This window comes from Streptomyces sp. NPDC005374 (genome assembly GCF_042872225.1).
Classification (GTDB): domain Bacteria; phylum Actinomycetota; class Actinomycetes; order Streptomycetales; family Streptomycetaceae; genus Streptomyces.
In genome coordinates this window covers 174,059-198,937 of record NZ_JBIAKA010000019.1, presented here as the reverse complement: position 1 = coordinate 198,937, position 24,879 = coordinate 174,059, and the positions used below count along the sequence as shown (strand labels likewise).

Sequence of the window (24,879 nt, the reverse complement as noted above, 5' to 3'; positions counted from 1 at the left end):
GGCGGAGGGGCCGATTGTGGTGGAGGGGCTGACTGTGGTGGAGGGGCTGACTGTGGTGGGGGTCCCGTTCTTCACTGGTCTGATGAGAAGCGGACCGAGCCTGCTGGGATTCTTGCGTCGCACCACACGCGTACTCCGGTCCGTAGTTCGTTGTCGGCTCCGATGACCGCGCCGTCGCCGATGACCGTGCCGGTGAGGACGGAGCGTTCGCCGACGCGGGCCCTGGTGCCGATCAGGGAGTCGGTGATCACCGCGCCGGGTTCGATCACGGCGCCCGGCAGGATCGTGGAGCCGGAGACCCGCGCGCCGTCCGCGACGTACGCACCCTCGCCGACCACCGTGCCGTCGGTCAGCTTGGCGTCGGGGGCGACCCGCGCGGTGGGCAGGATCAGGCGGTCGCCGCAGCGGCCGGGAACCGCCGGGGACGGGGCCCGGCCCAGGACCAGGTCGGCCGAGCCGCGGACGAAGGCGGCCGGGGTGCCGAGGTCCAGCCAGTACGTGGAGTCCACCATGCCCTGGAGGTGGGCGCCGGCCGACAGGAGTTCGGGGAAGGTCTCGCGTTCCACCGAGACCGGGCGGCCCGCCGGGATCGTGTCGATGACCGAGCGGCGGAAGACGTAGGCCCCCGCGTTGATCTGGTCGGTGACGATCTCCTCGGGGGTCTGGGGTTTCTCCAGGAAGGCGAGGACCCTGCCGGTCCCGTCCGTGGGGACCAGGCCGTAGGCGCGGGGGTCGGTGACCTTGGTGAGGTGGAGGGAGACGTCGGCTCCGGTCCGCCGGTGGGTGCGGACCAGCTCCCCGATGTCGAGGCCGGTCAGGATGTCACCGTTGAAGATCAGTACCGGGTCGTCGGGGGCGGAGTGCAGACGGGCGGCCGCGTTGCGGATCGCGCCGCCCGTGCCGAGGGGCTCCTCCTCGGTGACGTACTCGAGGTGCAGGCCCAGGGACGAGCCGTCGCCGAAGTGCGGTTCGAAGACCTCCGCGAGATAGCTCGTCGCGAGGACTATGTGGTCGACGCCCGCCGCTCTCGCTCTGGCCAGCTGATGGGTGAGGAACGGGACGCCCGCCGCACGGACCATGGGCTTCGGCGTGTGGACCGTGAGGGGCCGCAGCCTGGTGCCCTTGCCGCCGACCAGGAGGATCGCTTCTGTCACCTGTCGTCTCCGCTTCCTGCCGGGACCGGCCCGAACTGTCTTTCGACCGGCCAGTGTATGCAGACCGTTGTGCGGCACCTTCGGCGACCGTGCGGCATTCGCGCCTGCCCCCCGACGGCGGTGAAACGGGTGGTACCAGGGCTCCCCGGATGCTCAGCGACCCTGGAGACGGGCGGCTGTCGTACGGGTGGAGCCGAGCTTGCGATAGAGCAGCCGGCCGGGGCACTCCGTGGCGAAGCCGTCCCGATGGCCGGAGATCACGTTCAGTCGTACCTTCGTGCCTTTGCGGTAGAGGTTGCCACCGCCCGACTTCAGATATGTCCTGCCCTTCGGATTGACGCCGTGGAGTCCGAGCTTCCACGCGGCGAGCCGTGCGACGGCCTTCACCGCGGCGGCGGACGGCTTGGTGGAGCCGTAGCTGCCGAGGACGGCGATCCCCACGCTGTTGGTGTTGAAACCGAGGGTGTGGGCGCCCAGGACGGGCTTCGCCACGCCGCCCGCCCGGCCCTCGTAGATGTTTCCGCACTTGTCGACGAGGAAGTTGTAGCCGATGTCTCGCCAGCCCATGCTCTCGACGTGGTAGCGGTAGATACCGCGAATGAGCGAGGGAACCTGGGTACAGCGGTATCCGCCGCCGGACGCCGTGTGGTGCACGAAGACCGCCTTGGCCTTCTTCGTGTAGACGAACTTCCGCTCGCGCAGCCTCTCGTCGGCGCCCCAGCCGCGCCGGGTGACGATGCGCGGGCGCGGTCCGATGTACGGCTTCACCCGCTGCTGCTCCGTCAACTCCCCTGCGCGCAGGGCGAACAGCTCCTGTTCGGTCTGCTTCCGGTTCAGCTCCGGGATCTCGGCGGCGCCGGGCGCGGCCAGGCCGGCGTTGGCGGCGGACGCGTCCAGCGTGGCGCGGTCCGCGGCGGGTTCGTCGGCGGGGGCGGACCGGAGCGCGGTGCCGCGGTGAGGGGCGCCCGCGGCGGCCTGTCGCTCGTCGGGCGCCGGCGCGCTCTCCCCCGGGTCCACGAGTTCCAGACGCAGGCCCGCCGGGAGGGACGCGCCCGTCGTCGCCGTACGGGGGCCGCGGGCCGTGTCCTCGGTCCTGCGGTCGCTCTCCGCGCGGACGCGCGCCTCGACCCCGTCCGAGTCGCCCACCCACAGCGGGGCGGTGGCGCCGCGGACGCGGCCGGAGGTGCGCTCGGCCGTGCCGGGGTCGGCGGCGTCGTCGTTGTGGGTCTCCAGGTCCTGCCAGCCTGACCAGGTGTCCGTGCCTGCCGCGCGGGTGCGGACCTGGACCCGGCCGTGCAGCACGGTGTCCGGGTCGTCCCAGATCACGCCGACGAGGGAGAAGTGCCGCACGTCCCGACGGGCCAGGCCCTGTTCGCCGGCCGCCGGGGCGAGGGTGCGGTCACGGGAGGCGAGGGGCGTGAGGGGCAGCGACTGGGTGCCGCCGAGGGCTTCCGCGCCCGACGCCGGTCTCACGGTCGCCGGGGACGCCGGTCTGGCCGCGACCGCGGGCGAGGTGAGGGGCAGGGCGAGGGCGGCGGCGCAGGTGACGCCGATCGAGGAAGCAAGAAGTCCACGCATGCTCCAGATATTGGACATAGTCATATAAATCTGTCCATCCGGGAACTGACGGACCGTCGGGTACCACTGCGCCGAACCGGTGGCCCCGGGCGAGGGTGTCCGGCCGTGCGCCCGCGTACGCTTCTGCGGGTGAACGCCACCGATCGCACCCCTGCCGACCTGCTGCGTTCCGCGCTCGCCGCGGATCCCGGCCGCCCCCTGGTGACCTTCTACGACGACGCCACGGGTGAACGTGTCGAATTGTCCGTGGCCACCTTCGCCAATTGGGTGGCCAAGACCGCGAACCTCCTCCAGGGCGACCTCGCCGCCACGCCCGGTGACCGGGTGGCGCTGCTGCTGCCCGCGCACTGGCAGACGGCGGTGTGGCTGCTGGCGTGCGCGTCGGTGGGGGTGGTCGCGGACGTCGGCGGGGATCCGTCGGCCGCCGATGTGGTGGTGAGCGGGCCGGACTCTCTTGAGGCGGCTCGGGCGTGTTCCGGGGAGCGGGTCGCTCTCGCACTGCGGCCGCCGGGCGGGCGGTTTCCGCAGACACCGGCCGGATTCGCGGACTACGCCGTGGAGGTGCCGGGCCAGGGCGACCGGTTCGTGCCGTTCGCTCCGGTGGATCCCGACGAGCCCGCGTTGATCGTCGCCGGGCGGGAGTTCAGTGCGGCGGAGGTCGTGGAGCGGGCGCGGGCGGAGGGGACGGGGGATCGGGTGTTGTCCGGGTTGCCGTATGACACGTGGGACGGGTTGAACGCCGGGTTGTACGGGCCGCTCGCGAACGGGGGGTCCGTGGTGTTGTGCCGTCATCTGGAGCAGCTGGGCGAGGAGGGGCTTGCCAAGCGGGTCGAGAGTGAGCGGGTTTCGGCTACTCGCCGTTGACGAGGCCTGTCGAGAGCCGGGTGCGGGCTGTCCGCGGCTGGTCGCGCCCACGCGGCGCAGCCGCAGATCGATACAGCCCCGCGCCCCTAGGGAGTCACACTCACCCGAACAGAGCAGTACCGGGCTCCCCCCGACCCTCGTCCACGCCATGGTCGTAAGAGCAGACTCTTAGACCACGAGGGGGCCCGCACGTGACCGACAGCGCAGGCACCCTCGGGCCCGGCGCAGGATCGTCCGCGACCGGGAGAGGGCTCCTACGGCGGCGTCGGCGCAGGTGGGTCCGGTACGGCGGGCTCGGGGCCGTGCTGCTCGTCGCCGGTACCGTCGGGACCGGGTGGGCGCTCTACGCCGCGCTCGACGGGAACATCACCCCGGACGACGACGCCGCCGCCGAGCTCGCCCGGTACGAGAAGGAGCGGCCGACCTCGCTCGTGAAGGACGCGCAGAACATCCTGCTGATCGGGTCGGACTCGCGTTCCGGGGACGGGAACGCGCGGTACGGGCGGGACTCGGGGACCGAGCGGTCGGACACCACGATCCTGTTGCATCTGGCGGCCGGGCGGCGCACCGCGACCGCCGTGTCGCTGCCCCGGGACCTGATGGTGGAGGTGCCGGCCTGCCGGGAGTCCGACGGGACCCGCAGCGAGCCTGTGTTCACCATGTTCAACTACGCCTTCCAGAAAGGCGGTTCGGCCTGCACGATCCGGACCGTGGAGAAACTCACGAACATTCGCGTGGATCACCACATGGTTGTCGACTTCCACGGGTTCAAGGACATGGTGGACGCGGTCGACGGAGTGGCGGTCTGCCTCGCCGAGCCGATCGACGACAAGGCCGCCAAGCTGCGGCTTCCGGCGGGACGGGTGACGCTGGACGGCGAGGAGGCACTCGGCTATGTACGCGCCCGCAAGACCCTCGGCAACGGCAGCGACACCGACCGGATGGACCGTCAGCAGCGTTTTCTCGGGGCGCTGGTCAACAAGGTGCAGAGCAATGACGTACTGCTGAATCCGGTGAAGCTCTATCCCGTGCTGGACGCGGCGACTTCCTCGCTCACCACCGATCCGGATCTGGCGAGTCTGCGCGGGCTGTACGAACTCGTGCGCGGGCTGCGGGACATCCCCACGGAGCGTGTGCAATTCCTTACCGTTCCGCGGGAGTCGTACGTCTACAACAGCAATCGCGATCAACTCGTGGAGCCCGAGGCGCAGCGGCTTTTCGAACGGTTGCGCAGGGATGCGCCGGTGACGGTGACGGCGGCGAAGAAAGTCCCGAAAGTTTCAGAACATTCTCATGACGAAGAACCCTATGAAGAATCTGAGCACGGCGGCGGGGTGCCCACCTTCCACGGCAACACGGCGGCCGAGGACACCTGCGGGTAAAGCATTTCCCAAGGCAGTGAAGCGGTGTCCGATCAAATGGGCGGATTGCCCGGTTGTAGGGGCGTGCCATTTCTCACCGTCGTAACCTGTCGGCGAATCGGACGGCTAGTGTGAGCGCTCCGTTGCATCCGGCCGACGGAGGATTCAGCAACCGTGGACGCACAAGGCCGTGGGCGGGCGGGCGACATCGACCCCGCCGACCAGTGGGTTCTCAACCCGAACACCGGCGAATACGAACTGCGACTGACCCCTTCCGCACCGCAGTCGGGCGTTCCCGGTCCTCGTGGATCCACGCCCTCACCGCACCGCGCGAGCGCGCCGGGCGGTCGTACGACAGCGCCCGTGGCGCCCGGCCGGGAGGTTCCGGCGCCGCGCAGACGCCGGGGCGCTCCGCCCGAGGAGCCGCTGCCGGGGCGGCGCGGGCGGCGGCCGGTCAAGAAGAAGTCGAATGCGAAGAAGGCGCTGCTGTGGACCGGCGGCACGATGGCGTTCGTGCTGGTCGCGGCGGCCGGCGGCGGCTACCTCTACATCCAGCACCTCAACCGCAACATCACCTCCGTCGCCGACGACGGCGCGAGCACCGGTGGCTTCCAGACGGACAAGGCGATCAACATCCTGCTGATCGGCACCGACAAGCGCACCGGCGCGGGCAACGGGAGCTACGGCGACAAGGACAGCGTCGGGCACGCCGACACCACGATCCTGCTGCACGTCTCCAAGGACCGTTCGAACGCGACCGCGCTGAGCATCCCGCGCGACCTGATCGTCGACGTCCCGGACTGCCCGACCACGCAGGCGGACGGCACCACCAAGGTCATCCCGGGCACGGCGGACGTCCGCTTCAACACCAGCCTGGGCCAGGACGAACGGACGCCCAGTTGCACGGTGCGGACCGTCACCGAGCTCACCGGCATCCAGGCCGACAACTTCATCGTGGCCGACTTCAACGCGGTCAAGACGCTGACCACGGCGGTCGGCGGTGTCGAGATCTGTCTGGCCAAGGACATCGACGACAAGGACTCCAAGCTCAAGCTGTCCAAGGGCAAGCACACCATCTCGGGTGAGGACGCCCTCGCGTTCGTGCGGACCCGGCACTCGGTCGGCTTCGGCGGCGACCTGAGCCGGATCACGCTCCAACAGCAGTTCCTGAGCGCGCTGATGCGCAAGCTGAAGTCGAACGACACACTCACCAACCCGGCGAAGATGCTGAAGCTGGCCGAGGCGGGCACCAAGGCGCTGACCGTCGACTCGCAGCTCGACAGCATCGGCAAGCTGAAGGACCTCGGTCTTGAGCTGGGCAAGCTCAACGTGAAGAACCTGACGTTCACCACCGTGCCGGTCGTCGACAACCCGGCGGAGAAGGTGAAGGCGACGGTCGTCCTCAACGACGCGACGGCGCCCACGGTGTTCGACATGATCAAGGGCGACGTGTCGTTCACCGAGGTCAAGAAGAAGGCGAGCGCGTCCAAGAGCGCCCAGGCGGCGGAGGAGGCGGCCCGGCTCAAGGGCACCAAGTCGGCCGCGTCCGAGGTGCGGGTGCGCGTCCTCAACGGCGGTGCGGCGGCGGGCAGCGCGCAGGCCGAGCTGGAGTACCTCCAGAACGAGGAGGGCGTACTGAAGTCGGAGAACGCGGGCAACGCGGGCGCCTCGCTGGCGAAGACCACCCTCGAGTACGACCCCGACCAGGCCGACCAGGCGCGCAGGCTCGCCGACATCATGGGCCTGTCCGGATCCGCGCTGAAGCCCGGCAAGAGCGTCACCAACTCCCAGGGCCTGCCCGCCATGACCCTGACCCTCGGCAAGGACTTCAAGGGCGCCGGGGTGTCCTTCACCACGGCGACCAAGGCACCGGAAGGGGTGCAGCAGTCGACGGCCGACAAGGTCGAGTGCGCCAAGTGAGAGCCGCCTCGCGGTGACCTGAGGGGCCTGTCGTGCGTCTAACGGGGCGTACGGCAGGTCTTTCGTTCGTTCGGCGTGAGGGTGGGGAGACAGGGGATGGCGCGCAGCGATGTGCACGAGGACGGGACGCGGCCGGTTACCCGGCCCGTTCGGGGTCCGCGGAAAGCCGACGGGGGCGGCGGCGAGGGCGGGTCGGGGAGCGCGGGCGGCGGGGACGCCGGCAGCGGGCGGCACGGACGGCGGCGGGCCCTGCGCAAGCACCGGGTGCTCAGATGGTCCGCGACCACGCTCGCCGTACTGATACTCGGCACGGCCGGCGCCGGATACCTGTACTACCAGCACCTCAACGGCAACATCCGCAAGGGCGAGCGCAGCAGCGGCGACTCCAAGGCGCACAGGTCCGAGGCCAACGCGGCCGGCCAGACGCCGTTGAACATCCTGCTGATCGGCTCGGACAGCCGTAACTCCGACGAGAACGTGAAGCTCGGCGGCAGCCGGGACAACCGTGGAGACCCGCCGCGGGGCGATGTGCAGATGCTCATCCACCTGTCCGCGGACCGCAAGAGCGCAGCGATGGTGAGCATCCCGCGCGACACCCGGGTCGACATACCCGAGTGCAAGGACCCGGACACCGGGAAGACCTACCCCGCGACCACCGACATCATCAACGCCTCCCTGGCCCGCGGCGGCGCCGGCTGCACGCTCGCCACCTGGGAGAACCTCACCGGGGTCTACATCGACCACTGGATGACGATCGACTTCGCGGGCGTGGTGCGGATGGCCGACGCCATCGGCGGTGTCTCCGTCTGCGTGAAGCAGAACGTCTGGGACCGCCCGACGGCCACGGTGCCCGGCGGCTCCGGCCTCAAGATGAAGGCGGGCACACACAAGGTCGAGGGCAAGCAGGCCCTGGAGTGGCTGCGCACCCGGCACGCCTGGGGCAGCGACCTGATGCGGGCCCGGGCCCAGCACATGTACCTGAACTCGATGATGCGCACGCTCAAGGGGCAGAACGTCTTCACCGACACCCCGCGGCTGATGGACCTGGCCGAGGCGGCCACGAAGTCCCTCCAGGTGTCCGAGGAGATCGGCTCCGTCAAGAAGCTGTACGACCTGGGCACGCAGCTCAGGTCGGTGCCGACGGACCGGATCACCTCGGTGACGATGCCGAACGTCCCGGACTCGCGGAACAAGGACCATGTCGTGCCGGACGGCGCGAACGCCGACAAGCTCTGGGAGATGCTCCGCGACGACGTGGCCCTGGACAAGAACGGCAAGGCAGCCGCGGGCGCGGGCGCGAAGAAGACCGCCCAGGCCACGGTCGCCCCCTCCGGGCCGGACGGCGAGATCGGCGTCCTCGTGCAGAACGCCACCGCGAGCTCCACCCTCGGCCCGGTGGGCGGACGTGCGGGCACGCTCGCCGAGGCGCTGGTGCGCAAGGGGTTCTCGCAGGCCTCCAAGGACGCGACGGCCGGGCTCTCCGAGGACCGGACCGTCGTGCGCTACCCGAGCGCCGACCTGGAGGGCGATGCCCAGCGCGTCGCCAAGTCCCTCGGGATTCCGCTGAGTTCGGTGAAGAAGTCGACCGATGTGTCCGGGGTCACCCTCGTCGTGGGCGCCGACTGGCGTACCGGGACGGCGTATCCGAAGCAGACCGCGGCCAAGGCCGGTGATCTGCCCGGGAACGCGGACGCCATCAACGGCTCGGACACCTCGAAGTGCATGGAGGTGTACTGGGTCTACCGCTGGTGACGGAACCGGTCGGCCGGGGTCCGAACGGAGCGGGGCGGGCGTACGTACACCCTCACAGAAGCGGAACAGGAACAACTCACGTCGCTCAAGGCCCAACCGGGCGGATAGTGTGAGCGATCCATCGATCGCCACGTGGCCCTGACGGAGGATTCGGACCGTGGACACACAAGGCCGTGGGCGGGCGGAAGACGTCGATCCCGCAGACCAGTGGGTGCTCAATCCGAACACCGGTGAATACGAACTGCGACTGACCCCCTCCGCTCCGCAGTCGGGCGTTCCCGGTCCCCGCAGGCCCGCGCCGGTCCCGAACAGGGCGGGCGCACCGAGCGGCCGTACGACGGCCCCCGTCGCCCCCGGCCGTGGCGTCCCGCCGCCGCGCAGACGCCGGGGCGCGCCCGAGGAGCCGCTGCCGGGTCGGCGCGGACGCCGGCCGGCCAAGCAGCCGTCGAAGGCGAAGAAGGCCCTGCTGTGGACCGGCGGCACCATGGCGTTCGTCCTGGTCGCCGGTGCCACGACGGGCTACTTCTACCTCAAGCACCTCGAGGGCAACGTCGGCACGACCGACGTCGGCGACGCGGCCGCGAGCAGCTTCAGCAAGGACGAGGCCTTCAACATCCTCATCATCGGCACCGACAAACGCACGGGCGCCGGCAACGAGGGCTACGGCGACGCCGGCAGCGTGGGCCATGCCGACACCAACATCCTGCTGCACGTCTCCAAGGACCGTACGAACGCGACCGCGCTCAGCATTCCGCGCGACCTGATCATCGACATCCCGGACTGCGAGACCAATCAGGACGACGGCACGAAAACGGTTGTGAGCGGGCAGGAGGGCGTCCGCTTCAACCGGAGCCTCGGCGAGAGCGGCCGGGACGCGGGCTGCACGATGCGCACGGTCGAGGCGGCCACGGGCATCAAGCCCGACCACTTCGTGATGGCCGACTTCAACGCGGTCAAGACCCTGACCACGGCCGTGGACGGGGTCGACGTCTGTGTGGAGAAGGCCGTCAACGACAAGCAGTCCAAGCTCGTGCTGCCCGCGGGCGAGTCGAAGGTGGAGGGCGAGCAGGCCCTCGCCTTCGTGCGCACCCGGCACGCCTTCGGCAACAGCGGCGACCTGGACCGGATCAAGGTGCAGCAGCAGTTCCTGGGCTCGCTGATGCGCAAGATGACCTCGGGCGACACCCTCACCAGCCCCACCAAGCTGCTGAAGCTGGCGGAGGCCGCGACCAACGCGCTCACCGTGGACAAGGCGATCGGCAAGGTCGGCACGCTCAAGGACATCGCCCTGGAGCTGAAGAAGGTGCCGACGAAGAACATCAGCTTCATGACGATCCCGGTGGTCGACAACCCCGCCGAGGAGATCCCGGTGACGGTGGTCATCAACAAGTCGCAGGCTCCCCCGGTCTTCGACGCGATCAAGAACGACGTCTCGTTCACCGAGGTCAAGGCACAGCAGAAGAAGGAGAAGGGGGCGGTCGCGGCCCGGCTCAAGGGCACCAAGTCGGCCGCGTCCGAGGTGCGGGTGCGCATCGTCAACGGCGGTGCGGCCGGGGGTGCCGCGCAGGCCGAGCTGCTGTACCTCCAGAACGAGGAGGGCGTACTGAAGTCGGAGAACGCGGGCAACGCCGACGCGTCGCTGGCGAAGACCACCCTCGAGTACGACCCCGACCAGGCAGACCAGGCCCGCAGGCTCGCCGACATCATGGGTCTGTCCGGTTCGGCGCTGAAGCCCGGCAAGAGCGTCATCAACTCCCAGGGCCTGCCCACGATGACCCTGACCCTCGGCAAGGACTTCAAGGGCGCGGGCGTGAAGCTCAGCTCCACCACGGCGGCCCCCGCGAACGTCGACGGGAAGTCCACCGCCGACAAGGTCCAGTGCGCGAGCTGAGGCCCTCGGAGGACCGCGAGCCGGCCCCCAGGTCTCGCACAGGTTCGTAGGGCAACCTCACGGGCCCGTCGTATGTCTAAGACATGCGGCGGGCCCGTTGGCATGACCGCGGGTCCGGTGGGGTGGGTGGGAGGACGGGAACGTTGACAACGCAATACAGCGTCAAGGAAGTCGAGCCGGTCACCGAGGGGGACGGTGGCCCCGGCAGCAGGTGCGCGCCGCGCAAGCACCGGGTGCTCAGATGGTCCGCGGCCACGCTCGCGGTGCTGATACTCGGGGTGGCCGGCACCGGCTACCTCTACTACCGGCACCTGAACTCCAACATCGACAGGGACGAGCTGAACCTCGGGGAGACCCAGGTCGCCGAACCGACACCGAACTCCGCGGGCCAGACCCCGCTGAACATCCTGCTCATCGGGTCCGACGCCCGGGACAGTAAGGAGAACCAGGAACTCGGCGGCGCGAAGGAGACGTTCGGCTCCACTCCGCTCGCCGACGTGCAGATGCTGCTGCACCTGTCCGCCGACCGCAGCAACCTCTCGGTCGTCAGCATGCCGCGCGACACCCTTCTGAAGATCCCCAAGTGCACCGACCCGGACGACGGCAAGGTGTACGCGGCGAGCGAGGGGCGGGTGATGGCCAACCAGAGCCTCGGCCACGGCGGTCCCGGCTGCACGGTGGCCACCTGGCAGGAGCTCACCGGCATCCACATCGACCACTTCATGATGGTCGACTTCTCGGGCGTGGTGTCCATGGCGGACGCCATCGGCGGAGTCCCGGTCTGCGTGGACGCGAACATCCTCTCCCGCGACGGCCAGGACCACGGTTCCGGCCTGAAGCTGAAGAAGGGCACCACCTCCATCAAGGGCGTGCAGGCGCTGCAGTGGCTGCGCACCCGCTACGGCTTCGAGGACGGCAGCGACCTCGCCCGCGCCAAGGCCCAGCACATGTACATGAACTCGATGGTCCGCCAGCTGCGTGAGAACGCCACCATGAGCAGCCCGAACAAGCTGCGCGAGCTGGCCGAGCAGGCCACCCGGGCCATCACGGTCGACCAGGACCTGGGCACCGTCAAGAAGCTCTACGACCTCAGCAACGAACTGCGCAAGGTCCAGCCGGCCCGCATCACCATGACGACCATGCCGAATCGTTACGTCGGTGCGCGCGTGGAGCCCACCGAGGACGCCGAGCAGCTCTTCCGGCTGGTGCGCGAGGACATCGCGCTCGACGGCAAGGACGCGAAGAAGGTGACCGCCGAGAAGACCGAGGCGGCCTCCGACGACCCGGCCGCCGCGAAGGACGAGATCGGGATCCTGGTGCGGAACGGCACCCGCACCGACACCCTGGCCGCCGCGAGCGGACGCGCGAGCACCGTGGCCGGACTGCTCGCGGACAAGGGCTACGGCAAGGCGTCCGCCGACCGGTCCAGTTCCCTGAGCGAGGCGACGACGCTCGTGCGCTATCCGAGCGCCGAACTCCAGGGCGACGCCCAGGCGGTCGCCAAGTCCCTGGGAATTCCCATGAGTTCGGTGAAGAAGTCGACCGACGTCTCCGGGGTCACGCTCGTCGTGGGAGCGGACTGGCGGACCGGGAGCACCTACAAGGCGCCCGTGGCGGACGACACGACTCCCAAGACCGCGGAGGCCCTCAACGGGGCGGACGACTCGGCCTGCATGCACGTGAACCCGGGGTTCACCTGGTCGTGAACAGAGGGCCCCTCCGCGGAGGGGCCCTTCGTCACACCTTGTTCAGCACCGCCGGGCGCCGCGAGGCGATGACCCGCCGGGCCAGCGAACGCGGACTGGTCAGGAAGCCGTACCCCCAGCACATGTGCATGGTGGCGAGGGCGACGGGGATCTGGAGCCGTGCCTTCGGCGGCAGCCCCTTGCCCGCGGGCAGCGAGCCCAGCACGATCGCCGCGAGGTAGCCGCCGGGGATCACGAAGCCGAGCGGGGTCAGCACGGCGCCGACCACGATCCCGGCCGCGATCGCGCACACCGCGACCGGCGGGGCGAGGTAGCGCAGGTTGATGGAGCCCTCGTGGTAGCGGGCGACGACGTGCCGCCAGCGGCCGTAGTCCTTGTACTGCTTGGCCAGGGCCTTCACCGACGGCCGCGGGCGGTACGACACCCTCAGCTCGGGCGAGAACCAGATGAGCCCGCCCGCCTCCCGGATCCGGAAGTTGAGCTCCCAGTCCTGGGCGCGGATGAACTCCTCGTTGTAGCCGCCCTGTTGCTCAAGCGCCTCGCGCCGGAACACCCCGAGGTACACGGTCTCGGCGGACTGTGCCTCACCACCGGTGTGGAAGGCCGCGTTGCCGACGCCGATCTTCGAGGTCATCGCGGCGGCGACCGCGTGCTCCCAGTCGTTCTCGCCCTCGGCGTGCATGATGCCGCCGACGTTCTGCGCGCCGGTCTCCTCCAGGAGCCGTACGGCGGTCGCGATGTAGTTGGGCGAGAGGATGCCGTGCCCGTCGACGCGGACGACGATCGGGTGGCGGGAGGCCTTGATCGCGGCGTTGAGCGCGGCGGGCGTACGGCCGGTGGGGTTCGGGACGGTGTGGACGCGGGGGTCTTCGCGTACGAGCTCGGCGGCGATCTCGTCCGTGCGGTCCGTGGACGGACCGAGGGCGATCACGACCTCCATCTCGCCGGCGTACTCCTGCGCGAGGATCGCTTGGACGGCTCCGCGCAAGTGCCGTTCCTCATTGAGGACGGGCATGATCACAGAAACGGCGGGGAGCTGCACGTCGGGCTTGGCGTTCATAGAGGGCTCACGTTACCGCGAACGGGGGACTCCGCCGCGCCCCGCCCAGGCAGTGCGGGCCGTCGCAGATCGTATGGGCCTACGGTGCTCACGATCCCTCGTTCGGCCGTTCTCGCGGAGGTGTCCCCCCATGCCCGCCACGCCGCCCCGTCCCTCCGCCGCCCGCCCTCGCCCACCACAGCGCAGGCCCTCCCGGCCACCCGCACGACGGAAACGGCCCCGCTGGGCCATGCGGGCGGCGACCACGCTGTCCGTCGTCGTGCTGGCCTCCGCCGGGATCGGACACGCGGTGCTCACCAGCCTCGACGCGGACATCGCGCGCGTGGACCCCTTCAAGGACATGAAGAACCGGCCGCGCGCCGGGCACGGCATGAACGTCCTGCTGGTCGGCACCGACGGCCGCGAAAAGATCACCGAGGCCGAGCGGCAGAAGTACCGGCTCGGCGGCGCGCCCTGCCACTGCACCGACACGATCATGATCGTGCACATCGCTGAGGACCGGGAGCGGGCGAGCGTGGTGAGCCTGCCGCGCGACTCGTACGCGATGACACCCGAGCACGTCGACCAGACCACCGGCGAAAGCCACCACGGGCATCCCATCAAGCTCAACGCGGCGTACGCCGAGGGCGGGCCCCAGCTGACCGTCCGGACCGTCGAGAACATGACCCATGTGAAGGTCGACCACTACCTGGAGGTCGACTTCACCAGCTTCATGAAGACGGTGGACGTGCTCGGCGGCGTCGAGATCTGCAACGCCGACCCGCTGAAGGACACCTACACCGGACTCGACCTGCCCGCCGGCCGGCACCAGCTGATGGGCGGCCAGGCCCTCCAGTACGTCCGCTCCCGGCACGCCGACGGGTCCTCCGACCTCGGCCGGATGAAGCGGCAGCAGAGATTCCTCGCGGCGCTGATCGACCGCGCGACCTCTTCCGGCATCCTCCTCAACCCGATGAGGTTCCGCGACGTGACCCGGGCCGTCCTCGGCTCCGTACGGGCCGACAAGGAGTTCGGCACGGACGAACTCCTCGACCTGGGCCGCGCGATGCGGAACTTCTCGCCTTCGTCGTCGGAGTTCACGACCGTGCCCATCGGGCAGATGGGATACGCCGTCAAGGGCGTCGGCTCCACCCTCAAGTGGGACCCGGTGAAGTCCGGGCGCCTCTTCGAGTCCCTGCGCGAGGACAAGCCGCTGGCCGTACACCGGCCGAAGAGCAAGGCACTGCTCGTCCCCGTGGCCCCGCAGCAGATCCGCGTCCAGGTCGAGAACGGCACGGCGACGGGCGGGCTCGGTCAGCGGGTCGACGCGGCGCTGGCCTCGACGGGCTTCCGTACGACGGGTGTCCCGACGACGTCGGCCGACCGCACGGTCAAGCGCACGATCGTCACCTACGACCCCCGCTGGGACCGCTCGGCCCGCTCCCTGGCGGCCGCACTGCCCGGGAGCGAACTGCGGGCGGTGAAGGGACAGGGACCCGTACTGAAGGTGATCGCGGGCACGGACTTCGAGAAGGTACGCAAGGTACGGGCCGAGGACGAGCAGCAGGGGGAGTTCGGGGTGGTGACGGGGGACGAGGTGGGGTGCGCGTAGGCGCACCCCCCGGGGGGGGCAGGCGGTGGTCGGCGCGGCGGACGGCGGCGAGCAGGGCGCCCCGCTCAGTCCCCGAACCCCTCCGCCGCCCGCCTCTCCCGCAGCTCCATGATCGCCCGGCGGCGCGCGAGGCGGTGGGTGCGGCGGATCTGGGCCTCCTGGTAGCGGCGCTCGTCCCGTTCCGTCTCCGGCAGCACCGGCGGGACCCGGCGGGGCCTGCCGTCGGCGTCCACGGCCGCGAAGACGAGGTAGGCGGAGCCGACCTGGGTGGCGGGAGTGGACTCGTTCCAGCGTTCGGCCAGGACCCGGACGCCGACCTCCATCGAGGTCCGGCCCGTCCAGTTGACCTGGGCCTTCACATGGACGAGGTCGCCCACGCGGACCGGCTCCAGGAACGCCATCTCGTCCATCGAGGCGGTGACCGCGGGCCCGCCGCTGTGCCGGCCGGCCACCGCGCCCGCCGCGTCGTCGACCAGCTTCATGATCACGCCGCCGTGCACGGTGCCCAGGAGGTTGGTGTCGGCCTGGGTCATGATGTGGCTGAGCGTGGTGCGGGACGCTGAGGTGGGCTTGCCCGGGATCTCGGCTGTGACCGGTTCCGCGACGCCGGTGGCCTGGTCTGTCATGGCCTCACCCTATGCCGTGACGACAATCCGGGAATTTGTGTCAGCTTGGCAACAGGGATGCCCTGATTTTCCGACGACCCTTGTATAGGGCACAGCAGGTACCTGCACACTGGGCCCCATGAACGATTGGCCCGAGGGATGGTCCGGCGACAACCGCGGCGACCGGTACGGACGCGGCAGCGCGAACCCGCAGCCCGAGAGCGCCCGCGTCATGCGGCAGGTCGGCCGCGGCCGGGGGGCGCCCGGACATGACGCGTACGGCTCCCAGGGCCCGTCCGCACCGCCGTACGGCAGCGGTGTGCCGCAGCAGCCGTCGTACGTCAACGGCCAGGGTCACGGCGGCGACTACGACCAGTACGACAGCGGCTACAACACGGGCCAGGTCTACGGCAGCCCCGGCGGCGGCGGTGGCCACGGCGGCCCCGGAGATCCGGGCGGTGCCCGGGGTCCGCGTCCGGCGCCGAACTGGCGCAAGCGGATCAAGTGGACCGCGATCGTCGTGATCACCGTGCTGGTCGTGACGACCGTCGGCACCTACTTCTGGGCCGACTCCAAGCTCCACCGTGACGTCGACCTGTCCAAGGTCATCGACCGGCCGGACCAGGGCGACGGCACGAACTACCTGATCGTCGGCTCCGACAGCCGTGCCGGGCTCTCCTCCGAGCAGAAGAAGCAGCTGCACACCGGCTCCGCCGAGGGCAAGCGCACCGACTCGATGATGATCCTGCACACCGGCGGCAACGGCGACACACTGATCTCGCTGCCGCGTGACTCGGACGTGGAGATCCCGAGCTTCGTGGGCTCCGAGTCCGGCAAGACCTACAAGGGCACCGGCCGGCACGTGAAGCTGAACGCCGCGTACGCCGAGGACGGCCCCGAGCTGCTGGTGCGGACCGTCGAGTTCAACACCGGGCTGCGCATCGACCACTACGTCGAGATCGGCTTCGCCGGCTTCGCGAGCATCGTGGACGCGGTCGGCGGGGTCGAGATCAACATCGACAAGGGGTTCAAGGACAAGTACTCCGGCGCCGACTTCAAGGCGGGCAAGCAGACGCTGAACGGCGACCAGGCGCTCGCCTTCGTCCGCACCCGGCACGCGTTCGCCGCGTCCGACCTGCAGCGCACCAAGAACCAGCAGAAGTTCCTCGCGGCCCTCGCCCACCAGGTGGCCACCCCCGGCACGGTCCTGAACCCCTTCAAGCTCTACCCGACGCTTGGCGCGGGCCTGGACTCGCTCATCGTCGACAAGGACATGGGCCTGTACGACCTGGGGTCGATGTTCTTCGCGATGAAGGGCGTCAACGGCGGCGACGGCACCTCGCTGAACATGCCGATCTCCGGGTCCACCGGAGGCAACCTCGTCTGGGACAAGGCGAAGGTGAAGCAGCTGGTGCAGGAGCTGAACAACGACGAGAAGGTCACGGTCACCGGCAACTGAGGGCCTACGGGCCTGTGGGCCCTAGCTGGGTCCGCCGACCCGAGGCGAGCAGCGCGATGTGCGGAAGGGCCAACTGCCCTTCCGCATCCGCGTATTCGGCACACAGACGCTCGTACTCCCGACGGATCCGCACCACGGTCTCCGCGTCCTGCGACGTGACGACCAGTCCGATGGTGGCGACCCCGCCCGAGGCCCCGCTCCACCACTCCTCGACCCCGGCCCGGTGGTCCCATTCGAGTTCGGCCGCCTCCACCCCGAAGAACCCGGCATCCCCGAGGAGTTGGGAAAACCCTTCCGGCGTACGGGTCCAGTCCTCGGCCGGATCCAGCCGCGGAATGTACGCCGGGGGTACGGCCCCGCCCGCCGCGCAGGCCCGGCCGAGCAGGTCCTGCCCGGCACCGCGGCGCTCACTCCACGTCGTGAGCGCGAGCCGGCCGTCGGGACGCAGAACGCGGTGAAGCCCGGCGAGAGCGGGGCGGGGGCGGCCGACGTGGTTGAGCACGAAGTTGCCGACGACGGCATCGAACTCACCGTCCCGGTAAGGGAGTTCGGGCAGCACACCGGTCCGTGCGTCGATCCCGCGCGAGCGCGCCGCCGCCACCATCCCGGCATCGGCGTCCACGGCACTCACCCGGGCTCCCCGCGCCCGCGCCGCCACGGCCGCCGTACCGGTCCCGGTCCCGACGTCGAGGACCCGCGTCCCCGCCCGGACCCCGGCCGCGTCCAGCAGCTCCTCCACGGGGTGCGCGCACAACCGCGCGAAACTCCCGGCATAGGCCTCGGTACGGCCCTGCCACATCGCACGCTCGGCAGCGTCGAAGGCCTCGGTGGCGTCCGTACAGGGCGGCTTCGTGTTCTCTGTGGTCACGCACCTCACCCTGCCGCACCGACGATCGAGGGCACCTCCCGGGTGCCCTCGATCCGGTCACTGGGACACCGACGTCACATCGCCATGCCCGACATCGCGCGACAGGTCTGCGCACAGCGGCGACACGCCTGCGCGCACCGCATCATCTGGGCATCGTCCGGCATGGACATACACGCCTCGGCGCACATCTCGCACGCCTTGGCGCACATCGCGCACATCTCCGCCGACATGGGCGAGCGGCGCATCATCATGTCCGCGCACATGCGGGTCATGTCGGCGCAGTCCATGAGCGCCCGCATGACCTGCATCTGCGCCTGGCCGCCCGCCTGCATGCAGGAGCTCATGGTCTCCTCGCACACGCTGTGGCACTCCATGCACGCCGCCACGCAGTCCTGCATCTCCTTGCTCATCACGGACATGCTCTCGGCCTGGGTCATGGCTCCTCCTGAGGGGGATGCGGGAACCCGGGACGGGCCCCGTGCCCTACCGTCCTACGCCTGTCCCGGACCGGGCGCCATCGGGCGGACGCCAACAATCCGCCCCGAAACGCCCACCTCACACCACGACAAAAGCCCCCGGAACGCCTCCGGGGGCTCAGTCGTCGCCGGTCGGACCGGCTACGGCAGGTTCCGCGCCATCACGATGCGCTGGACCTGGTTGGTGCCTTCATAGATCTGGGTGATCTTCGCGTCGCGCATCATCCGCTCCACCGGGTAGTCCCGCGTGTACCCGTATCCGCCCAGGAGCTGGACCGCGTCCGTGGTGACCTCCATCGCCACGTCCGAGGCGAAGCACTTGGCGGCGGCGCCCTGGAAGGTGAGGTCCTTGTCGCCGCGCTCGGACTTGGCGGCCGCCGCGTAGGTCAGCTGGCGGGCGGCCTCGATCTTCATGGCCATGTCCGCGAGCATGAACTGGATGCCCTGGAACTCGGCGATGGCCTTGCCGAACTGCTTGCGTTCCTGGACGTAGCCCTTGGCGTAGTCGAGGGCGCCCTGGGCGACGCCGAGGGCCTGGGCGGCGATGGTGATGCGGGTGTGGTCCAGGGTCTTCATCGCCGTGGCGAAGCCGGTGCCCTCGGCGCCGATCATGCGGTCGGCGGGGATGCGGACGTTGTCGAGGTAGACCTCGCGGGTCGGGGAGCCCTTGATGCCGAGCTTCTTCTCGGGGGCGCCGAAGGAGACGCCCTCGTCGGACTTCTCGACGACGAACGCGGAGATTCCCTTCGAGCGCTTCTCCGGGTCCGTCACGGCCATCACGGTGTAGTACTCGGAGACGCCGGCGTTGGTGATCCAGCGCTTCACGCCGTTGAGGATCCAGTGGTCGCCGTCGCGGACCGCCCTGGTCTTCATGCCGGCCGCGTCGGAGCCGGCGTCCGGCTCGGAGAGGGCGTACGAGAACATCGCGTCGCCCTTGGCGAGCGGGCCGAGGTACTTCTTCTTCAGGTCCTCGGAACCCGAGAGGATCACCGGGAGCGAGCCCAGCTTGTTGACCGCGGGGATGAGGGAGGAGCTCACGCAGACACGCGCGACCTCCTCGATCACGATCACCGTGGCGAGCGCGTCGGCGCCCGCGCCGCCGTACTCCTCGGGGACGTGGACGGCGTGCAGGTCGCTGGCGACCAGGGCGTCCAGTGCCTCCTGGGGGAAGCGGGCCTCCTCGTCGACCGCGGCGGCGTACGGCGCGATCTTCGCCTCCGCCAGCGAGCGGATGGCGTCCCGGAGCATGTCGTGCTCCTCGGACGGGCGGTACAGGTCGAAGTCAGCCGATCCGGCCAAGGTTCTCTCACGCTCCAAGACGCTGCGGTGCCTGTGCTAATTACCGTTAAGTAACTCAAATTTTAGGGGCACGCTCACGGGACGGATACGTGAGCTTGGCGACAGGGGGAAAGGCAGGGGGAAAACTGCCCGTCGCACGGCCCGACTATGCTCGGGCACCGCATGACCGCAGACCCTCTGCAGACTCGTCTGGAGCATCATGAGCCTCAAGATCACCGTGATCGGCACCGGCTACCTCGGCGCGACACACGCCGCGGCCATGGCCGAGCTCGGTTTCGAGGTGCTGGGACTCGATGTCGTTCCCGAGAAGATCGAGATGCTCCAGCGGGGCGAGGTCCCGATGTACGAGCCCGGTCTGGAGGATCTGCTCCGCAAGCATGTGGCGGGGATCGAAGGGTCCACCGGCCGGCTGCGCTTCACCATGGACTTCGAAGAGGTGGGCGCGTTCGGTGACGTCCACTTCGTCTGCGTGAACACTCCGCAGCGGCACGGCGAGTACGCCTGCGACATGTCGTACGTCGACTCGGCGATCGCCTCGCTGGCCCCGCACCTGACCCGCCCGGCCCTCGTCGTCGGCAAGTCCACCGTGCCCGTCGGGTCCGCCGACCGGCTCGCCCGCTACCTCGCCGACCACTCCCCCGCGGGCGCCGACGCCGAGCTGGCCTGGAACCCGGAGTTCCTGCGCGAGGGGTTCGCGGTGGACGACACGCTGCACCCGGACCGGATCGTGGTCGGCGTACGCAGTGAGCGCGCGGAGAAGCTGCTGCGCCAGGTGTACGCCACGCCGCTGGGCGAGGGCACGCCCTTCGTGGTGACCGACTTCCCGACCGCGGAGCTGGTGAAGACGTCCGCGAACTCCTTCCTGGCCACCAAGATCTCCTTCATCAACGCGATGGCGGAGATGTGCGAGGCCTCCGGCGGCGATGTCGCGAGGCTCGCCGAGGCGATCGGGTACGACGACCGGATCGGGAAGAAGTTCCTGCGGGCCGGTATCGGCTTCGGCGGCGGCTGTCTGCCGAAGGACATCCGGGCCTTCATGGCCCGCGCCGGTGAGCTCGGTGCCGACCAGGCGCTGACCTTCTTGCGCGAGATCGACTCGATCAACATGCGCCAGCGCGGCCAGATGGTGGAACTGGCCCGGCAGATACTGGGCGGCGGACCCTTCCTCGGCAAGCGGGTCGCGGTGCTCGGCGCCACCTTCAAGCCCGACTCGGACGACGTCCGGGACTCCCCCGCGCTGAACGTCGCCGGGCAGATCCACCTCCAGGGCGGCCAGGTCACGGTCTACGACCCGAAGGGCATGGCCAACGCCCGCCGCCTCTTCCCGACCCTCGGCTATGCCGACACCGCGGTGGACGCGGTACGGGGCGCCGACGTCGTACTGCACCTCACGGAGTGGCGGGAGTTCCGCGAGCTGGACCCGGCGGCGCTCGGCGAGGCCGTGTCGGCGAAGGTGATCCTGGACGGCCGCAACGCCCTGGACCCGGCCCTGTGGCGGAAGGCCGGCTGGACGTACCGGGCGATGGGACGGCCGACGGCCTGAACGGCTGCGGCGGCATCAGAGCCCGCGGCTCGAAAGTCCGGGATACACGGAGGTCCAGGTCCACGGCACGGGCACGGACACGGACACGGACACGGACACGAAGGATTTCCGTGCCCGCGTGATCGCCCCGGCGACCCGCTCCGCGCTCCGAGCTCTGCGCGGCCGCCGGCGGCAATGTCTTCGCATCGGAGTCCGTGAATCAACGGCCCGCGGGCGACCGCGAATTGGCCCGTGCGCGCCTCCGGCAGGGGCCCTGGCGCGTTTCGGTGGCGGTGCGCAACCCCTTTGGTCGGCCGCCCTCCCGTCGGCACCCAGCCATCCGTCCACGCCTTCGGCAAACATGCTCTGACCTGGCAATTTCCAGGATTCCACCTAGGCTGGCGAGGTCTGTCGGACGCTGTCGTGGGGAGACTTCGTGGGTGCGGAAGCCAGTGGGTACGACGCCAGTCACATCGAGGTTCTGGAGGGACGGGCGGCTGTACGGAAGCGGCCCGGGATGTGGGTCGGTTCGACCGGTGAACGCGGGCCGCGCCACATGGTGTTCACGGTCGTCGACCGCGCCGTGAACGATGTTCTCGCCGCGGGCACCGGCTCCGTGGAGGTCACGCTCGCCCCCGACGGTGTGCGGGTCGCCGACAGCGGGCCCGGCATCCCGGTCGAGGCGGCCGGGCACTCGGGCGGGCCCGCACTCGAAGCCGTGCTGACACGCTGGGAGAGCGAAAAGGGGCCCAAGGGGCGCCACGCCGTGGACGCGGCGCCCTTCTTCAGCAGCGGGCTCTTCGTCGTCAACGCCCTGTCGAGCCGCCTGACGGCCGAGGTGCGGCGCGAGGGGGTCCGGTGGACCCAGGAGTACGAGCAAGGCGTCGCCGTCGGTCCGCCCGTCGCCGCCGGTCCGGCGACCGGCACCGGGACCGCCTTCTTCTTCCGTCCCGACGCCGGGATCTTCGAGACGCCGGAGTGCTCGCTCCCCGCACTGGAGCAGCGCCTCGCGGAGCTGGCCCTGCTGAACCCGGGCCTGGAGATCTCCCTGACCGACGAGCGCACCCCGGACCAGGCCCGGGCGCAGAGGTTCCGATTCCCGGGCGGGACACGGGACTTCGTGTCCCTCCTCGAAGAAGGAGCGGGCAGCCCCCTGCACCCGGACGTCATCCACTTCGAGCGGGAGGACCCGCGCATGGCGGGCGTCATGGACGTGGCCCTGCGCTGGTCCGACTCGGACGAGGAGCGGATGCGGTCCTTCGCCAACAGCCGGGCCACCGGCGAGGGCGGTACGCACACGGCGGGCTTCCGCGCCGGACTGGCAGCCGCGCTCAGCGCGTACGGGCGGACGCACGGGCTGCTGACGGCGGCCGATCCCGACTTCGGCCCCGACCGGATCGGCCGGGGCCTGACGTCGGTCGTGTCGGTGTGGCTGGACGGGCCCGAGTTCGAGGGCGCCACGAGGGGGCGGCTCGGCGGTGCCGAGGTACATGCCTGCGTCGAACAGGCCGTCCGGGAGCACCTTTCCGTGTGGCTCATGGAACACCCGGAGCAGGCAAAGTCCGTGATCGGCATATGCAGGCTTCCCTGGAATCCTCAAGACAGGTTCGATTTGCATTCGAGCACGGTGGCGAATTGACCGTTCTCACAGGCCATGCCCCCGTAAAGGAGAGGTAGGCAACGATCGGTTAACCAACGCGTAGTCGAGCGGAATCCGCCCTCCACTCCACTGTTCGTCATCCGCCGAGTTCTTCGGTCGAATTGACTTGAGCATGTCAGGAGTTGAGTCATGCCCTTGTTCCGCAAGGGGGAGTGGCCGCGCGACCATCGCGACGAACTGGTCGCCGGAGCGCTCGTGGGAGCCGTGGTGATCGTGCTCGGGTACGCGTCGGGGATCGGCGCTCCCGCCGGCGCCGGGGCGGCCGAGGCGGCGGTTCCCCCGGCCGCGTCGCCCGCGGCCACGGCTCCGGTGGCGAGCGACCCGGAGGCAGGGCAAATGCCGGTGGGTTCCGGGGAGTTGCCGGCGTACGGCGCAGGAGGCACTGACCTCGGATACGGCGGTGGGGGCTTCGTGAGCGGTGCCGTCCCCGTCGGCGGAAGCGGAGGAGAGGGCGGAGGACAAGGGGGAGGACAGGGCGGCGGCCATACCGGGCACCCGACCTCTCCGCCGTCGGGTTCCGACTCCCCCACGCCGACACCCACCCCCACCCCGACCCCCACGCCCTCGCCCTCCGCCACGGACACCTGCCAGGACGGCGAGGTCACCCTCGTGCAGCCGTTGCTCGTCGGGCTCACCGAGCCCGTCCTCGGCCTCCTGGGCGGCGCGAGCGCCTCCCCCACGGCGACGCCCACGCCGTCCCCCTGCGTGGGCCTCGCTCCCGTCTCCGCCCTGCTCGGCGGAGCCCTGTCCGCCTCCCCGCGGCCCGAGGCGACGCCATGAGGAGCGCGCACCGGGCCCTGCTGCTCCTCGCCGCCCTCCTCTGCGCCCTGCTCGGCACCGTCCAACCCGCTTCCGCGCACACCGAGTTGGTGAGTTCCTCCCCCAAGGACGGGGCCACCCCGGAGAAGACGCCCACCCATCTCACCCTCACCTTCGACGAGGCCGTCGACCTGGCCGACGTGCGGGTCCTGACGTTGGAGGGGGACCGGCTGCCGGTGTCCCACGCGGCGAGGAACAACGTCGTGCGGGTCGCGCTCGGCAGTCCCGCAGACGGGCGGTTCGCCGTCGTCTGGTCGGTCGTGGACGCGGAGGACGGACATGCCTCCTCCGGACGGATCGCCTTCACCGTGGGGGCGGCCGCCCCCGGCACCAGTGACACCGCGGTCACGGCCGCCGCTCCCGCGCCGTCCCCCACGGTGCGCAAGAGTCTCGTCGCCGTGCGCTGGGCCGGATATCTCGCGCTGGCCCTGTTCGTCGGCGGGCTCGCGTTCGTCGCGCTGCTGTGGCCGGGCGGGGCGTACGAGCCGAGGGCCCGGGCGCTGCTCGGGCTGGCCTGGACGGGCGGGCTGCTGGCGACCGTGGCGGCCGTAGGCCTGCAGGGGGCGTACGCCTCCCTGGGCGGACTGCGGGACGCGCTGTGGCCGGCCACGTACGCCGACGTCCTGGCCACCGAACCCGGCATCGTGCTCGCCGCGCGCGGCCTGATGTGGGTGCTCGCGGCCGTGGTGCTCGCCGCGCTGCTCCAGGGTGCCGCGCGTTCGCCGGGCTGGCGGGTGGGCGCGCTCGCGGTGACGTTCGGGCTGCTGCGCACCACGGGCATGACGGGCCACAACTCCGAGGGCAGTGAGCCCACTTGGGGCGCGATCGCCGACTTCGTCCACCTGCTCGGGGCCTCCCTGTGGATCGGCGGGCTCGCCATGCTCGCGCTGGCGGTGCTGCCGCGCCGGCGGGCCGGGGAGCTGGCCGAGGTGGTGCCGGGCTACTCGCGGCTCGCGGCGCTGAGCGTCACGGGCATCGTCGGCGCCGGGCTGGTGCTCGCGTGGCAGGTGGTGGGGTCGTACGACGCCCTGCTGCACACGTCGTACGGGCATCTGCTGCTCGTCAAGACGGCCGTCCTCGGGGGCGTCCTGGTGGCCGCGTTCGCGAGCCGCCAGTGGGTGCGCACCCGTCTCGATCTCGCCGTGCTGCTGCGCGGCGACGCCGCCACCGTGCGGCCCTTCGGTTACTCGGTCGCGGCCGAGACGGGGCTCGTCCTCGTCGTGCTCGCCGTGACGAGTCTGCTGGTCACGGCCGATCCCGGCCGCTGACCTCCATGGTCCATGGGAAACAACTC

The 24,879-nt window shown here is 70.3% G+C and carries 19 protein-coding genes; 12 read left to right on the top strand and 7 right to left on the bottom strand.

What is annotated here, in order from left to right; genetic code table 11:
- Nucleotides 1–71: 71 nt before the first annotated feature.
- Nucleotides 72–1,154, bottom strand: a complete 1,083-nt coding sequence (locus tag ACFYRX_RS38075; protein ID WP_389110301.1) for a sugar phosphate nucleotidyltransferase — start codon at nucleotides 1,152–1,154, stop codon at nucleotides 72–74.
- 153 nt (nucleotides 1,155–1,307) lie between these two features.
- A complete protein-coding gene (locus tag ACFYRX_RS38070) occupies nucleotides 1,308–2,732 on the bottom strand; it encodes a peptidoglycan recognition protein (protein ID WP_389110299.1) in 1,425 nt (474 codons plus the stop codon).
- 129 nt (nucleotides 2,733–2,861) lie between these two features.
- Between ACFYRX_RS38070 and ACFYRX_RS38065 the strand changes: the two genes are divergently transcribed.
- From ACFYRX_RS38065 to ACFYRX_RS38040, 6 genes are all read left to right on the top strand, one after another.
- Nucleotides 2,862–3,596 (top strand): TIGR03089 family protein, encoded by a 735-nt coding sequence (locus tag ACFYRX_RS38065; protein WP_389110296.1) that lies wholly within the window; start codon nucleotides 2,862–2,864, stop codon nucleotides 3,594–3,596.
- 191 nt (nucleotides 3,597–3,787) lie between these two features.
- Nucleotides 3,788–4,978: an LCP family protein gene (locus tag ACFYRX_RS38060; protein WP_389110294.1), complete on the top strand. Its 1,191-nt coding sequence runs from the start codon at nucleotides 3,788–3,790 to the stop codon at nucleotides 4,976–4,978.
- A gap of 153 nt (nucleotides 4,979–5,131) precedes the next feature.
- On the top strand, nucleotides 5,132–6,877 hold the full coding sequence (locus ACFYRX_RS38055) for an LCP family protein (protein WP_389110291.1): 1,746 nt from the start codon (nucleotides 5,132–5,134) through the stop codon (nucleotides 6,875–6,877).
- Nucleotides 6,878–6,973: 96 nt separating this feature from the next.
- Nucleotides 6,974–8,629, top strand: coding sequence for an LCP family protein (locus ACFYRX_RS38050; RefSeq protein WP_389110288.1), 1,656 nt, complete (start codon nucleotides 6,974–6,976; stop codon nucleotides 8,627–8,629).
- Between the two features lie 157 nt (nucleotides 8,630–8,786).
- Nucleotides 8,787–10,520, top strand: a complete 1,734-nt coding sequence (locus ACFYRX_RS38045; RefSeq protein WP_389110286.1) for an LCP family protein — start codon at nucleotides 8,787–8,789, stop codon at nucleotides 10,518–10,520.
- 143 nt (nucleotides 10,521–10,663) lie between these two features.
- A complete protein-coding gene (locus ACFYRX_RS38040) occupies nucleotides 10,664–12,226 on the top strand; it encodes an LCP family protein (RefSeq protein WP_389110284.1) in 1,563 nt (520 codons plus the stop codon).
- 31 nt (nucleotides 12,227–12,257) lie between these two features.
- Here ACFYRX_RS38040 and ACFYRX_RS38035 read toward each other — a convergent pair whose 3' ends face one another.
- Nucleotides 12,258–13,286 (bottom strand): glycosyltransferase family 2 protein, encoded by a 1,029-nt coding sequence (locus ACFYRX_RS38035; protein ID WP_389110282.1) that lies wholly within the window; start codon nucleotides 13,284–13,286, stop codon nucleotides 12,258–12,260.
- 130 nt (nucleotides 13,287–13,416) lie between these two features.
- On the opposite strand from ACFYRX_RS38035, the gene ACFYRX_RS38030 reads away from it, so the two are divergent.
- The gene (locus ACFYRX_RS38030) at nucleotides 13,417–14,877 is read left to right on the top strand and encodes an LCP family protein (RefSeq protein WP_389110279.1); all 1,461 of its coding nucleotides are present in this window, start codon (nucleotides 13,417–13,419) and stop codon (nucleotides 14,875–14,877) included.
- Between the two features lie 65 nt (nucleotides 14,878–14,942).
- Here ACFYRX_RS38030 and ACFYRX_RS38025 read toward each other — a convergent pair whose 3' ends face one another.
- Nucleotides 14,943–15,503, bottom strand: a complete 561-nt coding sequence (locus ACFYRX_RS38025) for an acyl-CoA thioesterase (protein WP_389110276.1) — start codon at nucleotides 15,501–15,503, stop codon at nucleotides 14,943–14,945.
- A gap of 118 nt (nucleotides 15,504–15,621) precedes the next feature.
- Here ACFYRX_RS38025 and ACFYRX_RS38020 point away from each other — a divergent pair, with 118 nt between their 5' ends.
- Nucleotides 15,622–16,941 (top strand): LCP family protein, encoded by a 1,320-nt coding sequence (locus tag ACFYRX_RS38020; RefSeq protein ID WP_389110275.1) that lies wholly within the window; start codon nucleotides 15,622–15,624, stop codon nucleotides 16,939–16,941.
- Nucleotides 16,942–16,945: 4 nt separating this feature from the next.
- On the opposite strand, the gene ACFYRX_RS38015 is transcribed toward ACFYRX_RS38020, so the two are convergent.
- The 3 genes from ACFYRX_RS38015 to ACFYRX_RS38005 form a co-directional block, all read right to left on the bottom strand.
- Nucleotides 16,946–17,740, bottom strand: a complete 795-nt coding sequence (locus ACFYRX_RS38015; RefSeq protein ID WP_389110380.1) for a class I SAM-dependent methyltransferase — start codon at nucleotides 17,738–17,740, stop codon at nucleotides 16,946–16,948.
- A 143-nt stretch (nucleotides 17,741–17,883) separates the two neighbouring features.
- On the bottom strand, nucleotides 17,884–18,246 hold the full coding sequence (locus ACFYRX_RS38010; RefSeq protein WP_389110272.1) for a four-helix bundle copper-binding protein: 363 nt from the start codon (nucleotides 18,244–18,246) through the stop codon (nucleotides 17,884–17,886).
- Nucleotides 18,247–18,426: 180 nt separating this feature from the next.
- Nucleotides 18,427–19,584: an acyl-CoA dehydrogenase family protein gene (locus ACFYRX_RS38005; protein WP_389110269.1), complete on the bottom strand. Its 1,158-nt coding sequence runs from the start codon at nucleotides 19,582–19,584 to the stop codon at nucleotides 18,427–18,429.
- Nucleotides 19,585–19,783: 199 nt separating this feature from the next.
- Between ACFYRX_RS38005 and ACFYRX_RS38000 the strand changes: the two genes are divergently transcribed.
- From ACFYRX_RS38000 to ACFYRX_RS37985, 4 genes are all read left to right on the top strand, one after another.
- A complete protein-coding gene (locus ACFYRX_RS38000; RefSeq protein WP_389110267.1) occupies nucleotides 19,784–21,127 on the top strand; it encodes a UDP-glucose dehydrogenase family protein in 1,344 nt (447 codons plus the stop codon).
- Nucleotides 21,128–21,542: 415 nt separating this feature from the next.
- On the top strand, nucleotides 21,543–22,745 hold the full coding sequence (locus ACFYRX_RS37995; RefSeq protein WP_389110265.1) for a DNA gyrase subunit B: 1,203 nt from the start codon (nucleotides 21,543–21,545) through the stop codon (nucleotides 22,743–22,745).
- 150 nt (nucleotides 22,746–22,895) lie between these two features.
- The gene (locus ACFYRX_RS37990) at nucleotides 22,896–23,546 is read left to right on the top strand and encodes a hypothetical protein (protein ID WP_389110262.1); all 651 of its coding nucleotides are present in this window, start codon (nucleotides 22,896–22,898) and stop codon (nucleotides 23,544–23,546) included.
- Nucleotides 23,543–24,853, top strand: coding sequence for a copper resistance CopC/CopD family protein (locus tag ACFYRX_RS37985; RefSeq protein ID WP_389110259.1), 1,311 nt, complete (start codon nucleotides 23,543–23,545; stop codon nucleotides 24,851–24,853). The genes ACFYRX_RS37990 and ACFYRX_RS37985 overlap by 4 nt, the downstream gene beginning before the upstream one ends.
- Nucleotides 24,854–24,879: the final 26 nt, after the last annotated feature.